This is a genomic window from Ralstonia sp. PBBBR1 (assembly GCF_002256165.1).
GTDB lineage: Bacteria > Pseudomonadota > Gammaproteobacteria > Burkholderiales > Burkholderiaceae > Ralstonia > Ralstonia thomasii.
The window spans coordinates 78,705-103,566 of sequence record NZ_NKIL01000011.1; the positions used below are offsets into that span (position 1 = coordinate 78,705).

The following is a 24,862-nucleotide window of genomic DNA, read 5'->3' on the forward strand; positions in this document are numbered from 1 at the left end:
GATGGCCCCAGAGGTGTAGCACTTGCCTGAAATCCAAACCTGCTTATCCGAGCATATCTCTTGCAAGCGTACCATCGTGACCGGATTCGCGAATTTGATGTCGACAGTCCGTCGAACCTCTTCTCGGTACTGGGAACTGTCGCCGCCTTCCGTTCCAGCGGTGGACGACTCAATCGAGGAGACTTTCACGCTTGGCTGCAAGAAAACGAACCGGTTTTGCGAGCACGCGTGGAGCAATGGCTTCCAACCGAGCTTCCTCCTTCAGATTCGCAACAGCTCCTTGATGAGATGGTTGAAGACTGTCTCGACGCCGTAGACAGTGCAATTAACATCGACAGTGACACAGTCAAGGCATCGGAGGAGGCTCGCGCGTCGGACGATGAAGAAGAATCGGATGCAGCCCCTGAGACGGAGGATGAGTCGCCTGCGCAAATCGATGCCACGGACAAGCTACTAGACCGACTGCTTTATTGCGGCGTATTGCCGCGATATGCGTTTCCTACAGATGTGGCAACCTTTTCGGTTTTCGATAGGGAGAAATCAACTGGCTTCAAGCACGTCATGAAGTTTGCGCCGTCGCAGAGTCTACCTGTTGCGTTGACTCAGTATGCGCCGGGTACCCGGTCCCGGTAATAGCCTTTACGCGCCTTAAAGACGATGTCACTGTCTGGCTGTAGATCTATGATGTCCTTGCTTCCACAGTCGAGGCAGTGCTTGAGTGTAGACACAGGTCGATGAACAGACTTGCAAGCGTTGCATCGCACCCAGTCTCCATTTAGCCTAAGGGTTAGACTCTTGCCTTCTAAGCGCCTTACTCCTCCACTTTGGTCGGAAGTGAACTCGGTTAGCAATGAAGGTACCCACTTGGTGTCGAAGAGCTTTCGCGAGTTTGCGTCGACTAAGACCCTATCCATTGCCTTGAACTTCGACTTTTGCCCTTGAATACTGGTCCCGCTCGAACGGCCGCGATTCCACCACGCATCCGGCATCGAATTCAGCCAGAACCCTCGTCGATGCCAACAACGGAGCCAGGCCTCAACCAACATTACCTTGTCTTCTGCACACTCGGCCACGCCAGGAATCGAAGGTAGTGCGCCGACAATCGCTCGTTTATCTTCACGGACGGCGATTGAAGCCAAGGCGAGCGCCTCTAGCCCCAGGTGCCTATCCGTAACGGTCTTATAGATATCGTCAAGTAGTGCGGCCGGTGGCCGTTCGCCTTTTAGGTCGAACAACAATGACTGCATTGCTGCCGCGTCATGCAGGACGTTTTGGTCGCGGATGGCAGCATCTACGGTGAACCTTGCTGCCATAGACTCCCCCGATGACATTTCGGGTCTGAGTCTCACATCCATGACGTTAGCAGCCAGAAGTACCGATAGATACAGGTCGTCGAGACTGAGTTTCGGTCTAATGGGTGCAAAAGACCGAAGTTTTTCAAACCCCCACATCACTAACGGCCGCAGAGAGTCGCGAGTCGAATACATCTGCAGGTTCGGCGCAAGTCTCGCGGCCACCTGGCGAGAATCCGAAAAGACAAGCACTTTCCGACCTCTTAGCGGAGCAAAGGCGGTTGCTGGCTTCGAGTTGGGAGGTTGAATCTGGATCTGCTTTGCAACAAGTGACTGAAACGGCTGGTCGCCTTTGGTTTGATGGTCCTGGACACTTGTGCGAGCGAATGCTGCAGTCGTGCCACATACACCGCAAGGAATGAATAGCCCTCGGGCTTCGAGCCGGTCGTCCCGTTCACCGTCATCGTTCGCCACGCCTTGCAAGCGGTCCTTTCTTATGAACACTTGTCGGACGCGGTCAGACAGAACCGGAGCGTTCACGCGGCCGGTATCCATGTCGTATGAGACAGGCTCTACCTTGTCGAGTTGTCGAGGTTCTTCAAGCAGGAGGTCCAGCGGATTCATGGCGGACACGTCGCCGCTCTCCATCCGTAGCTGTTTCCCTGGCTCGTTCCATAGTGCCTGCGGCTCCTCCACGTTATCCGCGTAGGCTCGGCCGTATGCGGCTCCGCAATTGCGGCATGTGAACAGCTCCAGCACTTGTGACCCACATCCACAACGCTGTCGCGGTTGACTGTAGAGGCGTCCGCAAACCTGACTCCGGTGACTCGGGTCGACTATCTCGCTGCAGTCAGGATTAGTGCATGCCCACAGCCCCGGTAGTCGCGTGGACTTTCCTTCTTCGGTAGCTTTAGCCACACATCGATTGACTGCTCTCGAAAACCGGCATCGAGCAGCATGGTGCGAGTGTCCTCGCCCGGCTCCGCTTCAAGCAATCGATTAGCTCCCACTTGCCGAAGACGCGTCCGCAACGCCGACGGTAGAGGCGTAGGGTCCTCTGTGCCCATACCAAAGATATGAAATACACCTTCCGCACGAGAGACGAACGAGGGGGGAGCAGCGAACACCCAAGTACCCGGAGTCATATCGTCCGCCACCGCAACTTGCGATAGCTCCAACAAGTCGCCTGCGACATACGTGGCCTCGATGGCGCGGTCTATAGTCGCCAAGAGTGCCGCCTCATCGGATACCAACACGCTCGTGCATTCCAACAGCACAGTACGAAGCGTGGACGCCGAACACGGGCAATGAAATCCCGCAACCCTTCGGAGACAAGCGGCGAGAAACTCTTCGTCTACATGCGTTGTTTCCTCCTGAGAAGAAGGCAGCCCCGCGTTGGCTCTTGCTACCCGAACAACATCATTCTTTCCCAGTTGAACAATCATGATGTCCACCGCTCGATGTTCGCCCTGCCATTGTCCCCCGACAGAATCACAAGCAACCGCGATGCTCGTACCATTTCCGGCATCGCCTTTACTGCGCCCAATCTATCGGTCAGGTCTGGACCGAACGACCGAACGATGTCAGCCGGTTGCGCAGCCAAGTGCAAGGCGGTTGCGGTTATTTCCGCGTCAGAGCAAACCTGAAATCGCTCGGCACACTTGTGGAAACGCTGGCTGGTTTCCGAGAACGAATCAGTCATGATTTCGCGCCAACCATTGGACAGCGCAATCCCGAAGGAAAGTTTCTTGTGAACAGCCTCTTCCTCCAAGGACTTGCGGAGTTCCGCAGTCAGCCCTAAGTTTTGTACTTGTCTCTCAAGCGCGGCCCAACGCCGACCGCATAAACGCTCAAAGAGATGGTTCCGTAAATCGGATACGACTATGTCTCTTCGTTGATTTGCGAGAGGACCAAAGGCCCTTGCCCCATACCAATCCCTGAGGTTATTGAGAAGCCGCTCCAACGCACTTGGCTCCGCCAGGTCGGTACTGAAGCTAGGGTGAATAGCGAGTCCGTCAAGTCCTGCCTTCCTCCATACGCTCGCTACTATGCCGGCCCGCAGTTCTCCACACGAGGCGACATACAAACCACCATTACCCTCGGGGTGTAACCCGCTTTCGGTTTGGCCAGCCGTAATGTTGGTTGGCGAGTTGGCTCGTTCAAAGGGATAGAAAGTGATTTCTGTTGGGAGCTCATTGTCGCCGTCATTGACCAGTCTGAGCTCAAGCATCTTTCCTTTCTTGATACACCACCGCAATGGGAGCGCCGCGTGCTTTAGTCCCTGACGAAACACCCCCAAGTCGCCGCCATCAAATACCAGCCGGCTTTGGCTAGCCGTCGAGTAGTGGATCGGGTCCTCTATGCCCTTAAGATGTCCTTGCAAACGAGCATCAAAATCAGTGCGTTTCGCGGGCAAGCAGACCGTCCCAATCGGTTCGCTGGACAACACCGAACCCGACGAATCCATCAGTTCAAGACTGCAATTGACTTCACGCCCTCGAGGCCCCGCAATCGATACTGACAGGCGGCCTGCCAAAAGGGCGTCGAGCGTTGGCTCAACCTGGTCGCAAGAAACTATGAATCCACGGTGAGAGATATCACCCGGCACCCACTCCTGCGGCGCCCGGATAAGAATGCTAAGAGCGGCGTTGCTGGTTAAAACTTGTTGGCCGCCGTCGGAATACTGCGCACTGTATCTTGCGGTGACGCTGAGGATATGGCTACCAATCGACAGGTCTTGGAGGCCAAAGAATATTGGTTGTTTAGCAGCGATGGGACCCACGGTTACAGGAGGCTGACCGGCAAGCGTCATCGTAAGAGACTGACAGTCCGCGTCATGACACAGTGCAAGCGTCGGCGTCTCGCCACGTAGCCACACGGCGTTGCCGTCTGCCGACCAGCGCCTCGGCGGTGTACCTACAGGCCAGATTCGGAGATGCCTTTCTACTTTGAGGTGACGCGTCGACAGAAATCGGAGCGCGTCAGCGGGCGTTTCGGATGTGACCTTGACTGCAAGTGCCGAAATCCCATCGCACTCAACATGTATGGAAGGGAAGGGAGATTCGGCGCTGTCAGTAGCGTGGTAGAGGAGAATGTACTGGGTGTCAGAATGAATCGTGCGACTAGGAGCCTCCGCAGCGCTTCCATCTGGCCGAACTCGGAATAGCCAACATTGAGCAGCCTCAATTCGACACTCGGAGCGCAGCAAATACTCCAAAGCTTTGTCCGTGTGTTCAAGTTGCACCAGAGACGTATTGAGCGATGGCCACTTAGCAAGCTTCTTCTTGTGCGGGCCGTAAAGCAGCCAGCCTGGCGCACTCCATCCTGCCGTGGTTCCCTGCACCTTAGCTCTACTTGAGCGCAGTAGTGTCGCGAAGCGCGGATTCATTCCGGCAATCGCTCTGAACGAGGGAATCTCTACAACTGGTGTCCACCTGTCATCTTCCTCCCTAAGAAGGAGAAGCTGCGGTGTAACGCTCTTGAGAGCGACCTTCTCCTCGTTTGCCGGACTGGCCTCTACCGTGGCCCTCGGCGCCGTCGGCACGCGAGCCGGCGACGCTAGCTTTATCTTCGCCGACTGTACCGTGGACCTCGCCGCTCGCAACCAGGCCTTCGCATGACTGTGGCGCTCGAGATCTATCAAGATTCTCTGAATCGTCTCCGGCTGTAACCAATAATTTGTCGACTGCCCCGCAGCGCCAAGCAATCCCAGAACAATTCGACCGGCCAACACGGGCTGCTCTAGGAAATTTCGCAGTCTCGCCGAGGCCTCGTAGGCCGATGCGGCAACTAGTTTTCCGACCTCTTCCGGCTGAGCATCAATGAACTCAGCTATCAAATATCGTTCATCGTAAATCAGCCTGGCCAACTGGACCTGCAGGTCCTTAGGAAGGATTGCGTGTGTTATGGGCCATGAGATTATTGAGAACTGGGTTGCCCAAGGCCCTGTTGGAATTGCGCCACGGAACGATTTGCGGAACTTGTGAAACCACTGCCTCAACATTCCTCGCCGGTCGATTCGCCAGTTCCATTGAGGCGTACGTTGCTCAAAGGAAGGCCAATATTCTTCACCATCGTAGTCATAGCCAAGCTCAGTCGCGTAGACCACCCAGAGCAACCAATGAGATGACAAACGACCGTCGACTGTTAGGCTACGCTTTAGGCCTATAGCGACCTTTGAGAGCGTTTCGGCATCAAGCCCATGCTCGAGCGCATACACAGGCAGCCCCTCAGCCGCTCGCGCATCAGAGAGAGCTTTGAAGTGAATTTCAAGTGAGTGCTGGTAACTATCAAGGAGTTCGTCGACCACGGCCCGTCACTAACGTCGTGCCCTTATTCTAGTTATCACAGGTTGCACATCGTCTCGGCGAGTCGCCCCGTGGATAAGGTCAGGCAAATTATCGCGCTGCCATTGCCTAAATTCGGGCATACGTTCGGCCCGTCCGACCATCCAACGCTCGACAGCCGCTTGCCCGACCTCCTCAGCCGTCAGAAGTGTCGCCAAATTCGGACGCTTTTCCCTTCCTGCGAGTATCCGCAAGCTATTTTTTGCAGTTTCACACAAGAAGACCTCTCGTTGTATCCCGTGCTTCAACATGTCTTGCTTAAAGCCCAATGCATCGAGTGCCGCTCTAATCGTGCGCAACCTCCAATTTGGCCCTTCTCCAAATGCGTGAAAGTCTGCGTAATTGTGCTGCATGCCTCGCAGATAGTCGCGCATTTCAGAAAACAAATCATCTGGGATATGAAAGTGCCCCCAACCACCCGTGTAGCCTATCGAGCGAAAGTATTCTGTACCGTTGAGCTTCAGCCGATTGTAAATTGAGGAGCGCCCCATTGACGAAGAAGTAGTAATAGCCAATAGACGAGCCTTCTTGTCCTTTCCCGATATGATACCTGTCGTACCACCATAGGCACTTGCAAAATCGTTATACACGTCGCGCGTTCGCAGCAGCGACGCCACAAGCTTTCCGCCAAGCAACGCGTTGTATGGGGGAACCGCCCCTAATACATATGCATCCATGACGCATACGAGCCTTTCCGCTCTATCCGCTACCGACCACCCGATTAGATTATCGCGGACGGCCAGGTTGTATACAGGGTCACCAATTGCCACAATACCAATTAGCTTCCCATGAAATTCGTCCCAAACCAAGTAGCGTATGCGGCGACCAAAACCCGCAGAGACTGGAACAGACCAGGTCAGCGAGGCGAGCCTGAACAGGTTCGCTTCCCAAGTGCCAGCGCTTACCCTCTGCAAGACAGGTTTAATTTTTTCTACAGCAATTTCGTCACCGGAGGCAAAATTCCCCAGCAAAGAACGCATATGGGACTCGATAAAACCTGCATTCTGAGAGAGAACTTCAAGACGCTGCTGGCGATGCAGAGTTCTGACCGTATCCTTCCCGGTGTCCGGAAGTACCAGCGCCCCATTCTCCGCTCGTTGGAAACCCAAATCAGATAGGTGTGCTCGCAGGCGGCGCTTGATACGGCCCTCCACTGAAAACGCTTTGCTCGCCGGCTTTATGCTCATTTATTCAATGCCTCCGCTGAGAGGCTCAATTTTATGCGTTGGAAGGCCGCCCCACGGCTTACCCCCCCTTAGCTGGGTAGTTGGTCACCCAAATAACCCTGTTACGGCGGATGATATAACCTGGGCCACCATCAATGAGTGTGGCATCGTAGCACTAGCCAATCGCCCCCCCGAACTCGGGCATGAGGGAGAATGAGGTGTTGGACACCCGCGCGGGCTTTAACAAACCTTGCTAAACCCTGGGCGGCTCATTGGCGCCGTCATGATGGACTTGCACCCGATAGCCGGGCCTGGGTTGTTTGCGGGGCGCATCGGTAGCAGTTGGGCGGCTCTACCGACCTGTTCGTCCTTTAACAAGAACGCCATAGCGACAGCTTCCGTGCCGGCTTCCTGCAGACGCTGCTGGCCTCCATCCAGTTGACGCTCAAAGGCTGTGCCGTTGATCCCGCCTCCTGGGCTGCCAACGCCTATCTGGCGCAAAGCCCGCCGCCCTAACGCCACCGGCCAGAGCCCCCTTAGCTGGCTTCCCCGGCCGCTGAAAACGTCACGATTGTTCACAGACAGCCCCCAGACGGGGGCGCTAATTTGCTGTAGCCGATCACGCGTGTTGATCGAAACGCGCTCTCTGCTCCAATCCGGCCTCTGAGCGCGTCGATGTCGCCGTCGTTTGGCTTTCCCGCTCCCCCAGGCCGTCCGCCCGGAGGGCTGGGCATTTTTGAGTGGTCAACGCTGGCGACCGCCAGCATCTGCTGGGGGGCACACACAAGGTGTTCTTACGCGATGTTCATGCGATTGAGCACGCGAAGCGGGATGTTTACGTGGCGGGCCTGAGCGTCGAGACCCGGAGCCGCACGCTAATGGCCCAAGCGTTCAAGCTCGCTGCAACTGAGGAAGGGCAAAGGCAGGCGTTGGATGCGTTGAGCGCCCTCGGTAACGAGGCGCTGGGCATCTATGGAGTCATCCGGCACTGACAGCAAGCTCACACGGCAAGAAATGGACTTCTTCGCCGCGTATTGCCACGATTCGTACGCGGATTTCACTCCACTGGACAAACCCGGCGTGGGAATCATGTTCCGCAATGCGCCCTAGGAGAGCGTCGGCTACCTCCATTACCGCACCCGGTTTGCTGGAGCAGAGATGCGGCTGGCCATGGAGCAGATCACGAGCGCGAACGACGCACAGGCATAACCGAAGGGCACTGCGAATGATGGCCGATAGACGCAGTGTCCCACCACCGCCGCGAGCAAGGCGGTTTAGCAAGACTCTCAGGCGAGAGGACGACGAGACATTTGAGCGTGGCGAATGGCATTACGGCGACCCGAATACTGGAGTGGCGCCAATCTGAAATAGCAGTGCGCACTTCTTCAGCAAAGGAAGCGCCACGCATTGTCTAATAGAGAATGACGTTGTCTATTAGACAGCGCACGAAAAAGTGCCCTATGCAGCACGCAGGGTCGGCTTTTCGTTATGGGATTCCGCGCTGCCCGGAAACTAGTGTGGTCTTGCACACGTGGTGGGTTTTCTGCATGGGCTACAGGTTCACAACGCAGCAGTCGCCGATGACGCTACGAACGCGCGTGATCGATGCAACTTTGCGGGCAACCGGACGCTGCCCTATATCAGAAAGCTTCCGCTGCGCAGATGCGACTGTCTCCGCGCGGATATTGCGCGAAGACAGTCAAAAAGCGCTGTCCTCGTCGATTGCGATCGGGCGCAGGCCATTGCAAGGCTTGCGGACAGACTGCTCATTGTGGGCGGTCACGCTGGTCTGTTGTCAGGTCGGCTTTGCGAAGCGCTGATAAGGCTCGAGTAATCGGTCCAATATGGCGGCGTACTCGAACAGTTCGATTCGGCCGGGCGCACAGCTAACGATACCCTGAGACGCCAGATTGAGTCGCCCCGATGCTAGACGCCATCCAAGTCGAGGAAGAGCACGTACCTCGTCATAGTCCCTCGCGAGCACCGGTTCCACCGGCATGCCCAGACATTGCAGCACTACGTGCACGGCCTCGCAACAGGCGCGAAGATGAGCGGCGCAAAAAACACTTTCCGGGGAGAGCGCTTGCGACGGTCTCGACGGTTTCTTGCGGCCACGCTCTCTGCCGCATAACCCAAGGAAGGAGGTGCGCTACTTATGCCGACAGACTGCTCGTCCGCAATTGCCCAAAAATCCTACTAACGCCGAAGTGGCAGGCAATTTCCGGGAAGTTCGGTATACGCCTTATGGAACAAGCCCGCCGGCGTGGGAAAGCATCCCGTATACGGAACTTTGAAGGCTTCGTATACGGAATTATTGAGTAGTGGCATCTGTTTCCGCGCCTGCCGAAACTTATTCGACAGTCACCGATTTCGCCAGGTTGCGCGGCTTGTCGACGTCAGTGCCGCGCGCCAGTGCCGTGTGATACGCCAGCAACTGCAGCGGCACCACGTGCAGGATCGGCGAGAGCTGGCCGTAGTGCTCGGGCATGCGGATCACCTGGATGCCGTCGCTCGACTGGATGTGCGTATCGGCGTCGGCAAACACGTACAGCTTGCCGCCGCGCGCGCGCACTTCCTGGATGTTCGACTTGAGCTTTTCAAGCAGCGCGTCGTTCGGGGCGACGGTCACGACCGGCATCTGCTCGGTCACCAGCGCCAGCGGACCGTGCTTGAGTTCGCCGGCCGGGTAGGCCTCGGCGTGGATGTACGAAATTTCCTTGAGCTTGAGCGCGCCTTCCAGGGCAATCGGGTAATGCAGACCGCGACCGAGAAACAGCGCGTTTTCACGGCGGGCAAACTCTTCCGACCACGCGATGATCTGCGGCTCCAGGGCCAGCACTGCGTTCAGCGCCGACGGCAGGTGACGCAGATGACGCAGCGCATCTTCTTCCTGTTCGGCGTTCAGATGGCCGCGCAGCTTGGCGAACGTGAGCGCCAGCATGTAAAGCGCGGCCAGCTGCGTGGTGAATGCCTTGGTGGACGCCACGCCGATCTCGGTGCCGGCGCGCGTGAGGAACTTGAGCTGCGTCTCGCGCACCATGGCGCTGGTCGCCACGTTGCAGATGGCGAGCGTATGCGTGTGGCCGAGTTCGCGTGCGTGGCGCAGTGCGGCCAGCGTGTCGGCGGTTTCGCCCGATTGCGAGATCACGACGACCAGCGCGTTCGGGTTGGGCACCGTCTCGCGGTAGCGGTATTCGCTGGCGACTTCCACCTGCGTCGGGATCTTGGCGATCGATTCAAGCCAGTACTTGGCCGTGCAGCCCGAGTAGTAGCTCGTGCCGCAGGCCAGGATCAGCACGCTGTCGACCTTGGGCAGCACCTGGGCCGCCTCGGGACCGAACAGATCGGGGCCAAACCCTTGCACGCCTTCAAGCGTGTCGCCCAAGGCGCGCGGCTGCTCGAAGATTTCCTTCTGCATGAAGTGGCGGAACGGGCCCAGTTCCACGGCGGCGGCGTAGGTGCCGACTTCCTTCACTTCACGGGCGACGATCTTGTCGTTGGCATCTGCCACGGTGAAGCCTTCGCGGGTGAGTTCCACCACGTCGCCTTCTTCCAGGTAGGCCATGCGGCTGGCGGTACCGGCCACGGCCAGCGCGTCGGATGCGAGGAACGATTCGTTCTCGCCAATCGCCACCACCAGCGGGGAGCCGGCGCGCGCACCCACCACCACGTCGGGGTTGTCGCGTGCAAACACGGCGATCGCATAAGCGCCGTGCAGGCGCTTGACCGACGCACGCACCGAGGCGAACAGGTCGCCGCGCGTCTTGCTGCTCGGGTACGTGTAGGCCTGGTGGATCAGGTGCGCGACAACTTCGGTATCCGTCTGCGATTCAAAGCCGTAGCCGACGGCCTTGAGTTCTTCGCGCAGCGCTTCGTAGTTTTCGATGATGCCGTTGTGCACCAGGGCGATGGTGTCGCCCGAGAAGTGCGGGTGCGCGTTGACGGTATCCGGCCGGCCGTGCGTGGCCCAGCGCGTGTGGGCGATGCCGATGGCGCCGTCCAGGTGGCTCGTCTGTGCCTGGGCATCCAGATCGGCCACGCGCGATACGGTGCGCGCGCGCTCGAGCTGGCCATCGCGCTGAATGGCGACGCCACAGGAGTCATAGCCGCGGTATTCCAGGCGGCGCAGGCCTTCGATCAGGACGGGAACGATATTGCGCGTGGAAACCGCGCCAACGATACCGCACATGTTGATTTCTCCAGTTTGGGGTGTGGCCGCACGTTCAATGTGCGCCGCACTCGGTAATTCAGTATCGATGCTCGTGTGCCGAAGCGGCATCCGCTGTTCGGCGCAGGAGAAAACCTGTCAGCCTTCCTTCTTCTGCTTGACCGGGCGCTGCCAGCTGTCGATGGTGACCTGCCGCGCCCGCGAGACCGTCAGCTTGCCCTCGGGCGCATCCTTGGTCAGCGTGGTGCCGGCACCCAGCGTCGCGCCCTTGCCAACGCGCACCGGCGCCACGAGCTGCGTGTCGGAACCGATGAAGGCGTCGTCTTCGATGACGGTGCGGAATTTGTTCGCGCCGTCGTAGTTGCACGTGATGGTGCCCGCGCCGATGTTGACGCGCGAGCCGACCGTGGCGTCGCCCACATAGGCCAGGTGGTTGGCCTTGCTGTGCGCCGCGATCTGGCTGTTCTTGACCTCGACAAAGTTACCGATGTGCACGTCTTCGGCCAGCTCGGTGCCCGGGCGCAGGCGCGCGTACGGGCCGATGCGGGAGTCGGCGCCAACCTTGGCACGCTCGATATGGCAGAACGGCAGAATCTCGGCGCCGGCTTCGATCGCCGCATCGCGGATCACCGCATTAGCGCCGATGCGCACACCGTCAGCCAGCGTGACGCTGCCCTCGAAGATGCAGTTGACGTCGATCACCACGTCGCGGCCGCACGTGAGCTTGCCGCGCACGTCGATGCGCGCCGGGTCGATCAACGTCACACCGTCTTCCAGCAGTTGCTGCGCGAGGTTGCGTTGGTGAATGCGCTCCAGCTCCGCCAGTTGCACCTTGCTGTTCACACCCAGCGTTTCCCACTCGGCCAGCGGATGCGCGGACGTAATGGGCACGCCTTCGCTGGCGGCGCGCTCGATCACGTCGGTCAGGTAATACTCGCCCTGCGCGTTGTCATTCGACAGCGTCGCCAGCCAGTTCTTGAGCTTGGCGGTCGGGCACACCAGGATGCCGGTGTTCACTTCGTGAATGGCAAGCTGCGTTTCGTTGGCGTCTTTCTGCTCGACGATGCGCGTGATGCGGCCGGCGGCGTCGCGCACGATGCGGCCGTAGCCAGTCGGGTCACCCAGATGCACGGTCAGCACGCCCAGGTGGTCGTTGCCGGCGGCGCCTACGAGCGCGCTCAGCGTTTCGGCGCGGGTGAGCGGCACATCGCCGTAGAGCACCAGGGTGGGCACGCTCTCGTCGAGCTGGTCGACGGCCTGCATGACGGCGTGGCCCGTGCCAAGCTGCTTGTCTTGCGTGGCGAAGGCGATGTCGGGCGCGCCAACCATCTCGCGCACCCGATCACCGCCATGTCCGACCACCACCACCAGGCGCGTCGGCGACATGGTGCGCGCGGTTTCAATGACGTGCGCCAGCAGCGGTTTGCCGGCCAGGGGGTGCAGCACTTTCGGCAGGGCGGAGCGCATGCGTTTGCCCATGCCTGCAGCCAGGATGACGATATTCACAAGGAGGTTCCTAGAGTGACTCGAAGCGATAGCTGCGACGGGTTCCCGGCACCGGGAATGGCTGCCTGAAACCCACCGCCCGCCACCTCCCCTCAGGATGGCCGGACCGCCTGCAAACCCTTCTGCGGGGCGCTTTTGCGGCGTATAAGACACAGATGGAAAAATTCTAGCATGGGGCCCACCCTCCCCCTGAACCGGTCAAACGGTGGAATTGTTGCAATCGCGCCATGACCGAGACGGGTAGCCCGCTGGCCGGTCGGACGGATGGTGGACGCCCGGCATGGCGCGCTGCGCGCATGTGTGCGCCGTGTGCCACCCCGTGTGGAGCGGGCCCCGCTCAGTTTGCCGCCGCCTCCCCAGGCACGGCTTGCTCGGCGGACTTGTCGCCCGGCTTGCGCTCAAATCGCACGAACTCAATGCGGTCGTCGTGCGAGCCGGCAAACACCAGCGGGGCCTGGTCGTAGGCAGTCTGGCCGAACAGCGCGTCTTCGCCGATCTTCGCCAGGCCCGTGGTGAGGCCGTTGAAGTCGAACAGATCGGTATCGGCCAGGTGCGACGGCACGACGTTCTGCAGCGAAGCGAAGATGTTGTCGATGCGGCCCGGCGTCTGGCGCTCCCACTCCAGCAGCATCTCCTTGACCTTCTTGCGCTGCAGGTTTTCCTGCGAGCCGCAGAGGTTGCACGGGATGATCGGGAACTCCATCGCGCGGGCGTACGAAGCGATGTCCTTTTCCGCGCAATAGGCGAGCGGCCGGATGACGATGTGGTCGCCGTTGTCGGTGGCCAGCTTGGGCGGCATCGACTTCATCTTGCCGCCGAAGAACATGTTCAGGAAGAACGTGTTGACGATGTCGTCGCGGTGGTGGCCCAGCGCGATCTTGTTGGCGCCCAGCTCCTTGGCCGTGCGGTAGATCACGCCGCGGCGCAGGCGCGAGCACAGCGAGCACGTCGTCTTGCCCTCGGGCACCTTCTCCTTGACGATCGAATACGTGTCCGCCTCGACGATCACATACTCCACGCCCAGCTTCTTCAGGTAGTTGGGCAGCACCTCTTCCGGAAAGCCCGGCTGCTTCTGATCGAGGTTCATCGCGATCAGTTTGAAATCGACCGGCGCGCGCTTCTGCAGCGCCATCAGCACCGACAGCATCGTGTACGAATCCTTGCCGCCGGACAGGCACACGAGGATGGCGTCGCCGTCTTCAATCATGTTGAAGTCGCCGATGGCGCGGCCAACCTGCGACTGCAGTCGGGTTTCGAGGCGGTGGAAATTATTGGAAAACGTCATGGCATCTCGACCCCGCCAGCGCTGAATAATGGCCGAACAGGCGTCAAATTGTGAGGAAAATCAGCATTTTAGCGCGCACGGGGCGCCGTCTGCAGGGTCACGCGAACAGGCCTAGAATCGTTTGCCTATCTTCTGCTCGATGGAAACGAACCCAATGACGACAGCAATGCGGATTCTGGTGCTTGGCGCCGGTGGCACCGGCGGTTATTTTGGCGGGCGGCTCGCCCAGGCCGGCGCGGACGTGACGTTCCTGGTGCGCCCTGCCCGCGCGGCGCGGTTGCGCCAACACGGTCTCGTGATCCGCAGCCCGCACGGCGATGCGCAATTGCCCGTGCAGACCATCACCGCGGACCAGGCCACGGCTTGGGGCCGCGCCGACCTGGTGCTGCTGAGCTGCAAGGCCTACGACCTGGAAGACGCCATCACCGCGATCCGCCCCGTGGTCGGCGAGCGCACGGTGGTGCTGCCGGTGCTCAATGGGCTGGCGCATCTGGAACGGCTGGATGCGGCGTTTGGTGAATCGCGCGTGCTGGGTGGGCTGTGCCACATCAGTGCGACGAGTGCGCCGGACGGTGCCGTGCTGCATCTGAGCAACGGCCAGGGCCCCGCCGTGCACTCGATCACCTTTGGCGAGCGCACACCGCATGCGCCGCGCGAGCGCACCGAGGCGATTCGCGACGTGTTTGCCACGGCCAACTTTGATTCCGTGCTGGCCGAGAACGTCATGCAGGACATGTGGGAGAAATTCACGTTCCTCACTTCGCTGGCGGCAATGACGTGCCTGATGCGGGCGACGGTGGGCGAAATCGTCGCCACGGACGAGGGCGCGGCGCTGAACGAGGCGATGTTCAACGCGTGCGAGCGTGTGGCTGCGGCGTCGGGGTATCCGAATCGGCAGGCTGCGCGCGAACGGGGGCTCAATGTGCTGACGCAGGCTGGGTCGCCGCTGACGGCATCGATGCTGCGGGATCTGGAGAATGGCGCGCGGGTGGAGGCGGATCACATCGTGGGGGACATGCTGCGCCGTGGGCGGGCGTTGGGGACGGATGTTTCGCTACTGCGGGTGGCGTTTGCGCATTTGCAGGCTTATCAGCAGCGGTTGTTGCGGGCGGCTGTTTGATTGTTTTGTGTTTGTGGTTCATCCCTGGTTTCATCCCCTGCCGGGGCTGACTCACTTTCTTTGTCTTGCCAAAGAAAGTAAGCAAAGAAAGGCGCGCCCGAGATGGCGACCCCCTCCTTGGATTTTTGTCGCGGGGAGGGGAAGGAGCCAAACTCGCTGCGCTCAGACAAGGCTCCTTCCTTGATCCTCCCCGCAACAAAAATCCAAGGCACCATCTAGGGCAGGGTACGGCCACACCGGCTGAAGGCTTGCGTTGTCGATTGGGTTCCCTTTATCGTGGGTTTTGCCAACCGCCACCCAACGCCTGCATGAGCGCGGCGGAGTCTAGCAACCTGTCGGCTTGGCTCTGCACCTGTTGCAGCGTGGCTTGATCGACCTGTCGCTGGGCGTCCAGCAACGTTAGCGTGCTGATCCCGCCAGCGGCGTGGCGAGCTTGGGCAGCGCGCAGGGTCTGGTGCGCCTGGTCGGTTGCCAACGCTCGGGCCTGAAGCGTTTGGGCATCGTTGTTGACGGCGTGCAGGGCGTCGGCCACTTCTTGCAACCCTTGCAATACGGCTTGTTTGTAGGCGGCGCCGGCTGCATCGTAGGCAGCTTCGGCTTCGCGTTTTTTCGCGCGCAGGGTGCCGCCGTGGAAGATCGGCTGCGTGAGCCCTGCGCCCAGGTTCCAGATGCTCGATCCGGCGCCCAGTAGGTTGCGGAAGCTGGTGGTTTCCGAACCCAGGCCTGCGGACAACGTGATGCGCGGGAACAGGTTGGCCGTGGCCACGCCCACGTTGGCGCTGGCTTCGTGCCACATCGCTTCGGCGGCGCGAATGTCGGGGCGTCGCTGCGCGAGCGTGGATGGCAGCGACACCGGCAGCGGATCGGGCAAATGCAGCGCGTCGAGTGACGGCAACTCCGGCAAGCCGGCGCCGGGCTCGCGGCCCAGCAATACCGATAGACGGTGCCGCTGCTGCGCGGCCTGTTGCGCGAGCGGCGGCAACGTGGCGTCGGTCTGCGCGACGAGCGTGCGCTGCGAGAACGCATCGACCTGCGCGACGCCGCCCACGCTCAACCTCCGCTCGGTGATCTCCAATTGCTTGCGCTGCTCGGCCGCCAATCGCTGCGTGGTCGCGATCTGCGCATCCAGCGCGGCAATCCGCACCGCCGTCGTCACCACATTGCCTGCCAGAGACAGGCGCGCCGCCTCCAGTTCATAACGCTGCGTATCGACCTGCGCGCGCGATGCCTCCAGCGCCCGGCGCACGCCGCCAAAAATGTCCAGCGCATACGACACCGACAGCGACGCCGAATACAACGTGAACGGCCCTGGCTTGGGCGTGTTGAATCCGAACGCCTCTGGGTTGATCTGCTGACGCACCGCCGACACGGTGCCATCCACCGACGGCAACGCATAGCCGAACTGCGCCTGCGCTTCGGCCTGCGCCTGACGCAAGCGCGCCTCCGCCTGCGCGACGGACGGGCTCGCACGCAACGCCTCGTCCACCAACGCATCCAGCGCCGGCGATCGGAACAGGTGCCACCAATCGGCCGGCACGTTGGCATCGACGAGATGCTGCGCTTCGCCGCCAACAACGGGCGCGGATGCGGTTTCCCGCGACACAGGCTGCGTGGAGTAGCCGGTAGCCGCTGGCTCCGCGGGCGCCTTGAAATCGGGACCGACGGCACAGCCGCTCACAGCCAGCGCGGCAATCAACACAGCCCCAGCCGCCCGCTCACCACACCTCAACGCTCGCCCCAACGCCAACAGGTGCCCACCGACGGTTTGGCCGTACCCTGCCCTAGATGGCGCCTTGAATTTCTGTAAGCGGGCGGAAAAGAGACGGGGAACTGTCTGAGCGGAGCGAGTTTTCCCCGTCTCCGCCCGGTTACATAAATTCAAGGGGAAGTCGCCATCTCGGGCGCGCCTTTCTTTGCTTACCTTTCTTTGGCAAGACAAAGAAAGTAAGTCGGCCCCGGCAGGGGACGAAACAGGAGATGGATCACCAACACCATCACCACCGTCAGCGCGTCGAATCCACAGCGTCCACATAGCCACCTCAATCCAACGTCCTGCGATAAAACCGCAACGCCACCCCCAACACCACCACCGTAAACACCATCAACGGCCAAATGCTGGGCCATAGCTCAAACCAGCCATTGCCCTTGAGCAGGATGCCGCGCGTGAGCCGGTTGAAGTACGTCATGGGCAGCAGGTTGCCGATCACCTGCGCCCACTTGGGCATGCCCACGAACGGAAACATGAAGCCCGACAGCAGGATGTTCGGCAGGAAGTAGAAGAACGTCAGCTGCGTCGCCTGCAGCTGGTTCTGTGCGAGCGACGACAGCGTGATCCCCACCGTCAGGCTCGCCACGATAAACAGCAGCGCCGACACGTAAACCATCCACACGCTGCCGACAAACGGCACGTGGAAAACGAAGAACGCCATCAACAGAATGATCGTCACCTGCACCAGCCCGATGAAGATGTACGGCACGATCTTGCCCGTCATCACCTCCAGCGGATGCACCGGCGTGGCGAGCAGGTTTTCCATCGTGCCGCGCTCGCGCTCGCGCGTCATGGCCAGGCCCGTCATCATCACCATGGTCATCGTCAGGATGGTGCCCATCAGGCCGGGGATGATGTTGTATTGCGTGATGCCTTCCGGGTTGTACAGCTTGTGGATGCGCACATCGAATGGCGGCGCCGCACCGTTGGTGCCAGCACCTCCAGCCAGCGACGACAGCGCGCCCTTCATATCCTTGCTGACGACGCCCTGCACCAGTTGCGAGAGCGAGGCCACGGCGAGGCCGGTAGCGGCAGGGTCGGTGGCATCGGCCTCCACGAGCAGCGAGGGTTTCTCGCCGCGTACGAGCTTGCGCGTGAAGTCCGGCGGGATCGATACGACAAACTGAAGCTGCCCCTTGGCCAACGCCTCGCGCCCGGCGGTTTCGTCTGTCAGCGTGGTCGCCAGGTCGAAGTAGTCGGAGTTGCGCATGCTGGCCAGGAAGCTGCGCGTGAACTCGCTCTGGTCGGCGGCGATTACGCCGGTCAGCAGGTGCCTCGGGTCGGCGTTGATGGCAAAACCGAACAGGATCAGCTGCATGATCGGAATGCCGATCATCATCGCGAACGTCACGCGGTCGCGGCGAAGTTGCAGAAACTCCTTGAGCACCACGCTCCACCAGCGCACAAGCGAAAACCGATTGCCCTCTGGCTTCATGGCTGCGCCCCGTAATTGTCGGAGAAGCGCTTCATCATGTGGATGAACACGTCTTCGAGGCCGGTGTCGATCGGCTCGGCGCGCATACTGGATTCTCCGGCGAGCTTGCGCAGCGTGCCCTCCAGCGCTTGAGCATCCGCGCCGGTCACGTGCAGCACCGACCCAAACGCGACGGTCTGATCGACGCCGGGCTGCCCTTCCAGCTTGCGGCCCAGTTCGACCAGATTGCCGCCCGAGACCGACCACGTCGACAGGTGCTGCGCGGCGATCACTTCATCGGCGGTGCCTTGCGCGAGCAGCTCGCCATATGCGATGTAGGCAAGCTTGTGGCAGCGCTCGGCCTCGTCCATGTAGTGCGTGCTGACGAGCACCGAGATGCCCTCCGCCGCAAGCCGATGCAGCTCTTCCCAGAAGTCGCGGCGCGCTTTCGGGTCGACACCGGCGGTGGGTTCATCGAGCAGCAGCAGTTCGGGCTTGTGGAGCATGCAGGCGGCCAGCGCCAGGCGTTGCTTCCAGCCGCCCGACAGCGAGCCCGCCAGTTGCTTGGCGCGCGAGGCCAGCCCGAGATGCTCCAGCGCGTGATCAACCGCCTCGCGCCGATTGGGCATCTCGTATAGGCGCGCGACGAAATCCAGATTCTCGCGAATGGAAAGATCATCCCAATACGAGAACCGCTGCGTCATGTAGCCGACGCGCCGCTTGATCTGCGCAGACTGCTTGAGGATGTCGTAACCGAGGCACGAGCCACTGCCGCTGTCGGGCGTCAGCAGCCCGCACATCATGCGGATCGACGTGGTCTTGCCGCTGCCGTTGGGGCCGAGGAAGCCAAAGATCTCGCCGCGCGCAACCTGCATGGAGAGGTCTTTCACGACGTGCTTGTCGCCGAAGTGCTTGTTCAGGCTATGCACGTCGATTGCGTAGCCGCCATTGCCTGTGTGGTGCCGGCTGTCGGGGCTGTCAGGCCGGGCAGTGCTCATGGCAGTGTCACCTCGACGGGTTGGCCCGGGCGCAGCTTCGGGCCATCGGCCGCGGCCGGCCGCGCTTCCACCATGAAGACAAGCTTGTCGCGCGTCGTGTTGCTGTAGATGACGGGCGGCGTGTATTCGGCTTCTGTTGTGATGTACGTGACGGTGGCGTTGATATCGGCCGCGCAGCCATCGCAGTGCAGGCGCGCGGCTTGCCCCGGCTTGAGCGCACCGACCACGCCTTGTGGCACGAAGAATCGCACCTTGACGTTGGCCGGCGGCAGCATGCGCACCACGGGGCTGCCGGCGCCGACCCATTCGCCTTCGCGATACAGCGTGTCGAACACGAGGCCGCCCTGCGTAGCTTTCTGCGCTTTCTGGTCGAGTCGCCATTGGGCCTGCGCCACTGCGGCCCGCGCCGCCTCCACCTGTGCGGATTGCGCGCGAATCTGGTCATTGCGCGCCGGCAACTGGGCAATGCGCAGCTGGTTGGTCAGTTCACGCACGCGCTGCGCGTTGGTCTGCGCGCTGGAGCGGCTTGCATCGAGCTGCGATTGCGCGATGCCGCCTGCACGGAACTGCGCCTCGTCTCGCGCCAACTGCGTCGACGAGAGCTTGTCCGCCGCCACCGCCTGCGCCAGTTGCGCGCGCACCGCGTCCACTTCCGGCACACGCTTGCCGACGTTCAGGTCGGCGAGTTGCGCTTCGGCGCCTTGCAATTGCGCGGCAGCCTGCTGGCGAGCGGCAGTCTCATCCACCGATTCCAGCACGAAGAGCGGCGCACCTGCGTTGACCGTCTGCCCGCGCTGCACGCCGAGATGGTCCAGCCGCCCGCCCACCGGCGACGCCACGTAGACAAACTCACCTTCCACGTAGCCCTGGTAGGTGCGGTCGTCGTGTTTAGCGCAGCCCGCCAGCACGATTGCTGCGGCCGATGCCGCCGCCAAACACCCTGCCCTACCCATGCACAACGCTTGCCGCATGCCACCCTCCGCGGGATTCGATTGATGCGATTGACCTGCCGTGTTCGCCTACTTGCGTCCCTTGCTCTTTGGCTTAGGCTTGCGTTTCGGCTTCGCTTACTTCCCGCGGGCTTCCTCGGGCGCCGCGACGGGGCCGATGCCGTGCAGCAGCAGCGCAGCCACGTGCTGCCCGATAGCCTCGTCGCTCACCTGATCCGCCAGTGGCAGACGCCCCCACAGCGCGCGCGTCGCCAGCGGCAGCATCGCCAGGCCGATCACCGAGACCATCACCAGCGGCGGCTGCAGTGCCGCGTTCACCGCGCCCGCCGCTTGTGCGCGGGCAATGCGGTCGACCAGCAACGTGGCGCGCTCCAGCGCGATGCGCGCGAACACACGCTCACGCAGCTGGCCGCCTTCGCTGGCGATCTCCCGAATCCACAGCGTCGGAAACCAAGGCGTGGCCGTGGCCACCGTCACCATGCGCTGCGCCACGCCTGCCAAGGTCTGCGCGAGGTCGGGCAGATGCGCGTCGTCGGCGATGATTGCAAGCGCCGGGCGCGTCACTTGATCGACCAGCGGGCGGATGCGCCCCTCCACCACGGCGTCGAGCAATTGATCGCGCGACTTGAAGTGGTAATGCACCATCGGTGCCGTCACCCCAGCTTCGCGGGCGATGGCAGCAAGCGTGGTCGGCCCAACGCCGTCGCGCGCAAACAGGGTGACGGCGATGTCGAGCAGGCGGTCACGGAGGCCGTCCTGCGTTACGCCATCCTGGCGACGGGGGCGGCCCGGGCCGCGAGAAGTCGGTTCGGAGGTTGCCATGCCGCGAATATTAATTGTCTAATTAATTAATTTCAAGGCGACATGTCGCGCCTTGCAGATCGACGGGGAAGATTGCGACCGCGCGGCTAAACGCGCGCCGCCGCATCAAGCTGCGCAAGCCGCACCAGCAAGCGGTCCTGCGCTTCGCTCGGGAAGCTCGATGTGCGGCGCACGGCGAACACGGTGTTCAGGCAGCGCCGCGTCGCGATCGGGCGCACGACCTGCAGACGCCCGCGCTCCACCGCCTCCTGAACGGCATGCAGCGGCAGCACCGACCAGCCCATGCCGGCCTCCACCAAGGTGCTCACTTCTTCCAGATCGGAAACGTGATGTGCGCTGACGGTCGTCTCCGGCATGCGCCGGAACAGCGCCTTGAACCACAGCCCGTAGACCGCATCGGATTCGTCGTAGGTGACAAAGGGCAGCGCCGCGCAGTCGGCCAGCGTGCGTGGCGCAGCGTGCTCACGCAGTGCCCGGGCGCTGCAGGCCAGCACGAACTCTTCGGTATAGACAGCGTGGTGTTCAAACAGGCGCGACGTGCGCGGCGTGTAGACGAAGCCGAGATCGGCGCGGCCGGATTCGACATGGCTGAAGACCTCTTCGTCGCTGCCGAAGACGAGTTCCAGGCGCACGTCGTCGAGAAGCGGCGCCTCCGATTCGGGCGAAGGCGTCAGCAGCGCCGGCATCAGCACATAGCGTCCGAAGCTGGAGCCGCTCGCCAGCTTGAGCGACACCCGCTCCATCTCGCCGCTGTGCAAGGCGGCGCGCAGCTCATCCAGCCCGGCAAACGCATCGCGGCACCACGCACGCACCGACGTGCCGGCGCGCGTCAGCACGAGCTTGCGCCCCGAGCGCTCGAGCAGGGGCACGCCGAGCCACTGTTCCAACTGCCGCATCTGGTATGACAGCGCCGGTTGCGACACGGCGAGGCGGTCTGCCGCCCGCACGAAGCTGCCTTCGTTGGCGACGGTCAGGAAGCTATGCAGATAGCGCAGCGGCGAGTGCGACATGGCGCCTCAATTCATCAAATTTTTGGATCGAAAAACGAAAAACATTCGATTTGATTTCAAGTCTGTCAGATCGCACAATCCGCCGCAAGTGAACGACCGATCCAGGCAGGAGGCCATCATGACGACCGCAATGCAACATCCGAGCTATGCATTGGAAGACCGTTACGGCGCACGCAACTACGCGCCCTTGCCGGTCATGCTGGAACGCGGCGAAGGCGTGTGGCTGTTCGATACGGACGGACGGCGCTACCTCGACATGATGTCTGCGTACTCGGCCGTCAGCTTTGGGCATTCGCATCCGAAGCTCGTGGCCGCGCTGATAGAGCAGGCGGGCCGCCTGACGCTCACGTCGCGCGCATTCCACAACACCGAGCTGGGGCCCTTCCTGGCCGACGTCTGCCGCATCACGCGCATGGACCGCGCGCTGCCCATGAACACCGGCGCGGAAGCCGTCGAAACCGCCATCAAGGCGGCACGCAAGTGGGCGCGCGACGTAAAGGGCCTGCCGCCCGAGGCGGCCGAAATCATCGTCTTCGACAACAATTTCCACGGCCGCACGACGACCATCGTCGGGTTCTCCTCACACGATCAATATCGCTACGGATTCGGACCCTTCGCGGCGGGCTTCCGGCGCATTCCGTTCGGCGACGCTGATGCACTGCGTGCGGCGATCGGGCCCAACACGGGCGCCATCCTGATGGAGCCCGTGCAAGGCGAAGGCGGCATCGTCGAACCGCCTGCGGGCTACCTCAAGCTCGCGCGTGAAATTGCCACCCGGCACAACGTGCTCCTCGTCTGCGACGAGGTGCAAACGGGCCTAGGCCGCACCGGCGATGTGCTGGCGAGCTGGCACGAAGGCGTTGACGCCGATCTGGTGGTGCTGGGCAAGGCGCTCGGCGGCGGCATGGTGCCCGTATCGGCCATTGCCGGGCGCGAGGCGGTCATCGGCGTGTTCCACCCGGGCGACCACGGCTCCACGTTTGGCGGCAACCCGCTCGCAGCGCACATCGGACGCGCGGCACTCGGCTTGCTGATTGAAGAACAACTGCCACAGCGTGCCGCGCGCGTGGGCGCAGCGTTCATCAACGAACTGAAAACGCTGGTCGGCCACGGCGTTCGGCAGGTGCGTGGACGCGGCTTGATGATCGGCCTGCAGCTCGACGCCGACATCGATGCACACGACTTCGCCTTCGCGCTGGCCGAGCGCGGCGTGCTGACCAAGGACACCTACGGCAACGTGGTCCGCCTGACACCGCCGCTGGTCATTGGCGAGGCCGAACTGGCGCTGGCGCTGGACGCCATCCGCCAGACGCTGGCCGGCTGGCCGCGGCGCAAGGTGGCGTGACGAAGAACTCGCAAGGGGAGTGACATGACCATCATCGATCTGATCGGCGCGGCCATCGGCTGCGGTGCGCAAGACGACGGCTGCAAGGACGGCCCGCGCGCGCTGCTGGAAGCCGGCGCGCTGGGGCGATTGCAGACGCGGGACACGCATGCCGCGCTCGTGCACGACATCGAACTGGCGATGTCAGCTGGGCACAGCCGCTCAGCACGCTTGGCGGCGCTCCCAGGCGTCGCCGGCTTCTCGCGCGCGCTCGGCGATGCGACCGCGCACAGCGTGCACCAGGGGCATGTGCCCGTGGTCATCGGCGGCGATCACTCCTGTGCCATCGGCACCTGGTCAGGCGTCGCAAACGCCTTGCGGCCAAGGGGACCGCTTGGCCTGATCTGGATCGACGCCCATCTCGACAGCCACACGCCGCAGACGAGCGATTCCGGCGCCATCCACGGCATGCCGCTGGCGGCGCTGCTCGGCCACGGTGCAGCGGCCCTCACGCAGATCCGCGATGCCGCGCCGAAGCTGCTGCCGGAACACGTGGTGGTGATCGGCGCGCGCAGCTACGAGCCCGCCGAACGCGCGTTGCTTGACCTGCTTGGCGTGCGCGTCATCGACGCAACCGAAGTCGCACGCAATGGTCTGCGCGCCGTCATGGCCGACGCCATCCGCCAAGTCAAATCGGACACGGCCGCCTTTGGCGTGACACTCGATCTGGACGCCTTTGACCCCGCCGTCGCGCCGGGCGTCGGCACGCCCGAAACAGACGGGCTCACCGCGCAGGGCATGGCGCAAGCACTCGCCGCATGCGCACGCGACGCACGGTTTGCCGCATTCGAACTGGTGGAATACAACCCGCGCCACGACAAGGGCGGGATCACGGCACATCTGGCCCTGGACCTCCTGGCCAGCGTCGCAGGCGCATTGCACGCCCAGCGCCGCGAATACGCGACGGCGGCTTGAACCGCCATTAAAAAATCGGACCGCCAACACCCGCGCACAGACGGTGTGGCCGTACCCTGCCCGATGCAGCGCCTTGAATTTCTGTTGCAAGGAGGAAAAAGGAAGGGAAACTGTTTGAGCGCAGCGAGTTTTTCCCTTCCCCTCCTTGCGACATAAATTCAAGGAATCTTTCGCCGCATCGGGCGCGCCTTTCTTTGCTTACTTTCTTTGGCAAGACAAAGAAAGTGAGTCAGCCCCGGTAGGGGATGAAACAAGGGATGCACCACAAACGCCGGTGGTGCCAAGAAGAACAAGCGCTTAAGCCTGTTCCTTGATCCGAAACACCTCCACCCCCACCGACTCACAATCCGGATACACATCCGGCTTCTCCGTCGACACCCGCGCGGCCAGCACATGCGGGTGCTTGAGCATCGCCGTCAGCACGTCATCGCACAGCGTCTCCTGCAGATGGATATGGCCTTGCGCCATGCGCCGCGCCACGGTCTCGCGCATGAAGTCGTAATCCACCACTTCATGCAGCTTGTCTTCCGTGGGCGACGAATGCTCCAGCGGCACGTACAGCTCGATGTTGATCAGGACGCGCTGCTCGCCCTTTTTCTCGAATTCATGCACGCCGATGTTGATCTGCACTTCGTAGTTGCGCAGGAACATGCGGCGGCAGTGCGACAGGCGCGGGTGGGATAGCAGGGAAAGCATGGGAGCGTCCGGGGGAGGAGTT

The 24,862-nt window shown here is 61.8% G+C and carries 18 protein-coding genes; 5 read left to right on the top strand and 13 right to left on the bottom strand.

The features are described 5' to 3' along the window. The first annotated feature begins 60 nt into the window (after positions 1-60). Complete coding sequence (locus tag CFE42_RS19355; RefSeq protein ID WP_152458848.1) at positions 61-633, top strand: hypothetical protein; 573 nt, start codon at positions 61-63, stop codon at positions 631-633. Here CFE42_RS19355 and CFE42_RS19360 read toward each other — a convergent pair. From CFE42_RS19360 to CFE42_RS19370, 3 genes are all read right to left on the bottom strand, one after another. Then, positions 603-1,916 carry a hypothetical protein gene (locus CFE42_RS19360; protein WP_152458846.1) on the bottom strand — a complete coding sequence of 438 codons (1,314 nt, stop codon included), beginning with the start codon at positions 1,914-1,916 and terminating at the stop codon, positions 603-605. The genes CFE42_RS19355 and CFE42_RS19360 overlap by 31 nt on opposite strands. 817 nt (positions 1,917-2,733) lie before the next feature. Beyond that, on the bottom strand, positions 2,734-5,601 hold the full coding sequence (locus tag CFE42_RS19365) for a hypothetical protein (protein ID WP_152458844.1): 2,868 nt from the start codon (positions 5,599-5,601) through the stop codon (positions 2,734-2,736). A gap of 9 nt (positions 5,602-5,610) precedes the next feature. Continuing rightward, positions 5,611-6,825 carry a Druantia anti-phage system protein DruA gene (locus CFE42_RS19370; protein ID WP_004633531.1) on the bottom strand — a complete coding sequence of 405 codons (1,215 nt, stop codon included), beginning with the start codon at positions 6,823-6,825 and terminating at the stop codon, positions 5,611-5,613. Positions 6,826-7,544: 719 nt separating this feature from the next. Here CFE42_RS19370 and CFE42_RS19375 point away from each other — a divergent pair. Then, the gene (locus tag CFE42_RS19375; protein ID WP_037044623.1) at positions 7,545-7,796 is read left to right on the top strand and encodes a hypothetical protein; all 252 of its coding nucleotides are present in this window, start codon (positions 7,545-7,547) and stop codon (positions 7,794-7,796) included. A 1,358-nt stretch (positions 7,797-9,154) separates the two neighbouring features. Here the strand turns inward: CFE42_RS19375 and glmS are convergent. The 3 genes from glmS to ttcA all read right to left on the bottom strand — a co-directional run bounded on the left by glmS (position 9,155) and on the right by ttcA (position 13,763). Then, positions 9,155-10,993, bottom strand: coding sequence for a glutamine--fructose-6-phosphate transaminase (isomerizing) (gene glmS / locus CFE42_RS19380; RefSeq protein ID WP_004633529.1), 1,839 nt, complete (start codon positions 10,991-10,993; stop codon positions 9,155-9,157). Positions 10,994-11,110: 117 nt separating this feature from the next. Beyond that, positions 11,111-12,478, bottom strand: a complete 1,368-nt coding sequence (gene glmU, locus CFE42_RS19385) for a bifunctional UDP-N-acetylglucosamine diphosphorylase/glucosamine-1-phosphate N-acetyltransferase GlmU (RefSeq protein ID WP_004633528.1) — start codon at positions 12,476-12,478, stop codon at positions 11,111-11,113. Between the two features lie 337 nt (positions 12,479-12,815). Then, positions 12,816-13,763 carry a tRNA 2-thiocytidine(32) synthetase TtcA gene (ttcA, locus tag CFE42_RS19390; protein WP_004633526.1) on the bottom strand — a complete coding sequence of 316 codons (948 nt, stop codon included), beginning with the start codon at positions 13,761-13,763 and terminating at the stop codon, positions 12,816-12,818. Between the two features lie 166 nt (positions 13,764-13,929). Here ttcA and panE point away from each other — a divergent pair, with 166 nt between their 5' ends. Then, entirely contained in the window at positions 13,930-14,883 is a 954-nt protein-coding gene (gene panE, locus CFE42_RS19395) for a 2-dehydropantoate 2-reductase (protein ID WP_009277197.1), read from the top strand. A 271-nt stretch (positions 14,884-15,154) separates the two neighbouring features. Here panE and CFE42_RS19400 read toward each other — a convergent pair whose 3' ends face one another. From CFE42_RS19400 to CFE42_RS19425, 6 genes are all read right to left on the bottom strand, one after another. Next, positions 15,155-16,915, bottom strand: a complete 1,761-nt coding sequence (locus CFE42_RS19400; RefSeq protein WP_251471298.1) for an efflux transporter outer membrane subunit — start codon at positions 16,913-16,915, stop codon at positions 15,155-15,157. Between the two features lie 7 nt (positions 16,916-16,922). Beyond that, positions 16,923-18,086, bottom strand: a complete 1,164-nt coding sequence (locus CFE42_RS19405; protein WP_004635783.1) for an ABC transporter permease — start codon at positions 18,084-18,086, stop codon at positions 16,923-16,925. Continuing rightward, positions 18,083-19,063: an ABC transporter ATP-binding protein gene (locus tag CFE42_RS19410; protein ID WP_004635786.1), complete on the bottom strand. Its 981-nt coding sequence runs from the start codon at positions 19,061-19,063 to the stop codon at positions 18,083-18,085. The genes CFE42_RS19405 and CFE42_RS19410 overlap by 4 nt, the downstream gene beginning before the upstream one ends. Further along, entirely contained in the window at positions 19,060-20,034 is a 975-nt protein-coding gene (locus CFE42_RS19415) for an HlyD family efflux transporter periplasmic adaptor subunit (protein ID WP_004635788.1), read from the bottom strand. The genes CFE42_RS19410 and CFE42_RS19415 overlap by 4 nt, the downstream gene beginning before the upstream one ends. A gap of 96 nt (positions 20,035-20,130) precedes the next feature. Then, the gene (locus CFE42_RS19420; protein ID WP_004635790.1) at positions 20,131-20,835 is read right to left on the bottom strand and encodes a TetR/AcrR family transcriptional regulator; all 705 of its coding nucleotides are present in this window, start codon (positions 20,833-20,835) and stop codon (positions 20,131-20,133) included. Between the two features lie 86 nt (positions 20,836-20,921). Beyond that, on the bottom strand, positions 20,922-21,845 hold the full coding sequence (locus tag CFE42_RS19425) for a LysR family transcriptional regulator (RefSeq protein ID WP_004635792.1): 924 nt from the start codon (positions 21,843-21,845) through the stop codon (positions 20,922-20,924). 118 nt (positions 21,846-21,963) lie between these two features. Here CFE42_RS19425 and rocD point away from each other — a divergent pair, with 118 nt between their 5' ends. Together rocD and CFE42_RS19435 are read left to right on the top strand one after the other, a co-directional pair. Beyond that, positions 21,964-23,190 (top strand): ornithine--oxo-acid transaminase, encoded by a 1,227-nt coding sequence (gene rocD, locus CFE42_RS19430; protein ID WP_004635794.1) that lies wholly within the window; start codon positions 21,964-21,966, stop codon positions 23,188-23,190. A 24-nt stretch (positions 23,191-23,214) separates the two neighbouring features. After that, a complete protein-coding gene (locus CFE42_RS19435; RefSeq protein WP_004635797.1) occupies positions 23,215-24,144 on the top strand; it encodes an arginase in 930 nt (309 codons plus the stop codon). Positions 24,145-24,441: 297 nt separating this feature from the next. Here CFE42_RS19435 and CFE42_RS19440 read toward each other — a convergent pair whose 3' ends face one another. Further along, on the bottom strand, positions 24,442-24,840 hold the full coding sequence (locus CFE42_RS19440) for a dihydroneopterin aldolase (RefSeq protein ID WP_004635799.1): 399 nt from the start codon (positions 24,838-24,840) through the stop codon (positions 24,442-24,444). Between the last annotated feature and the right edge of the window lie 22 nt (positions 24,841-24,862).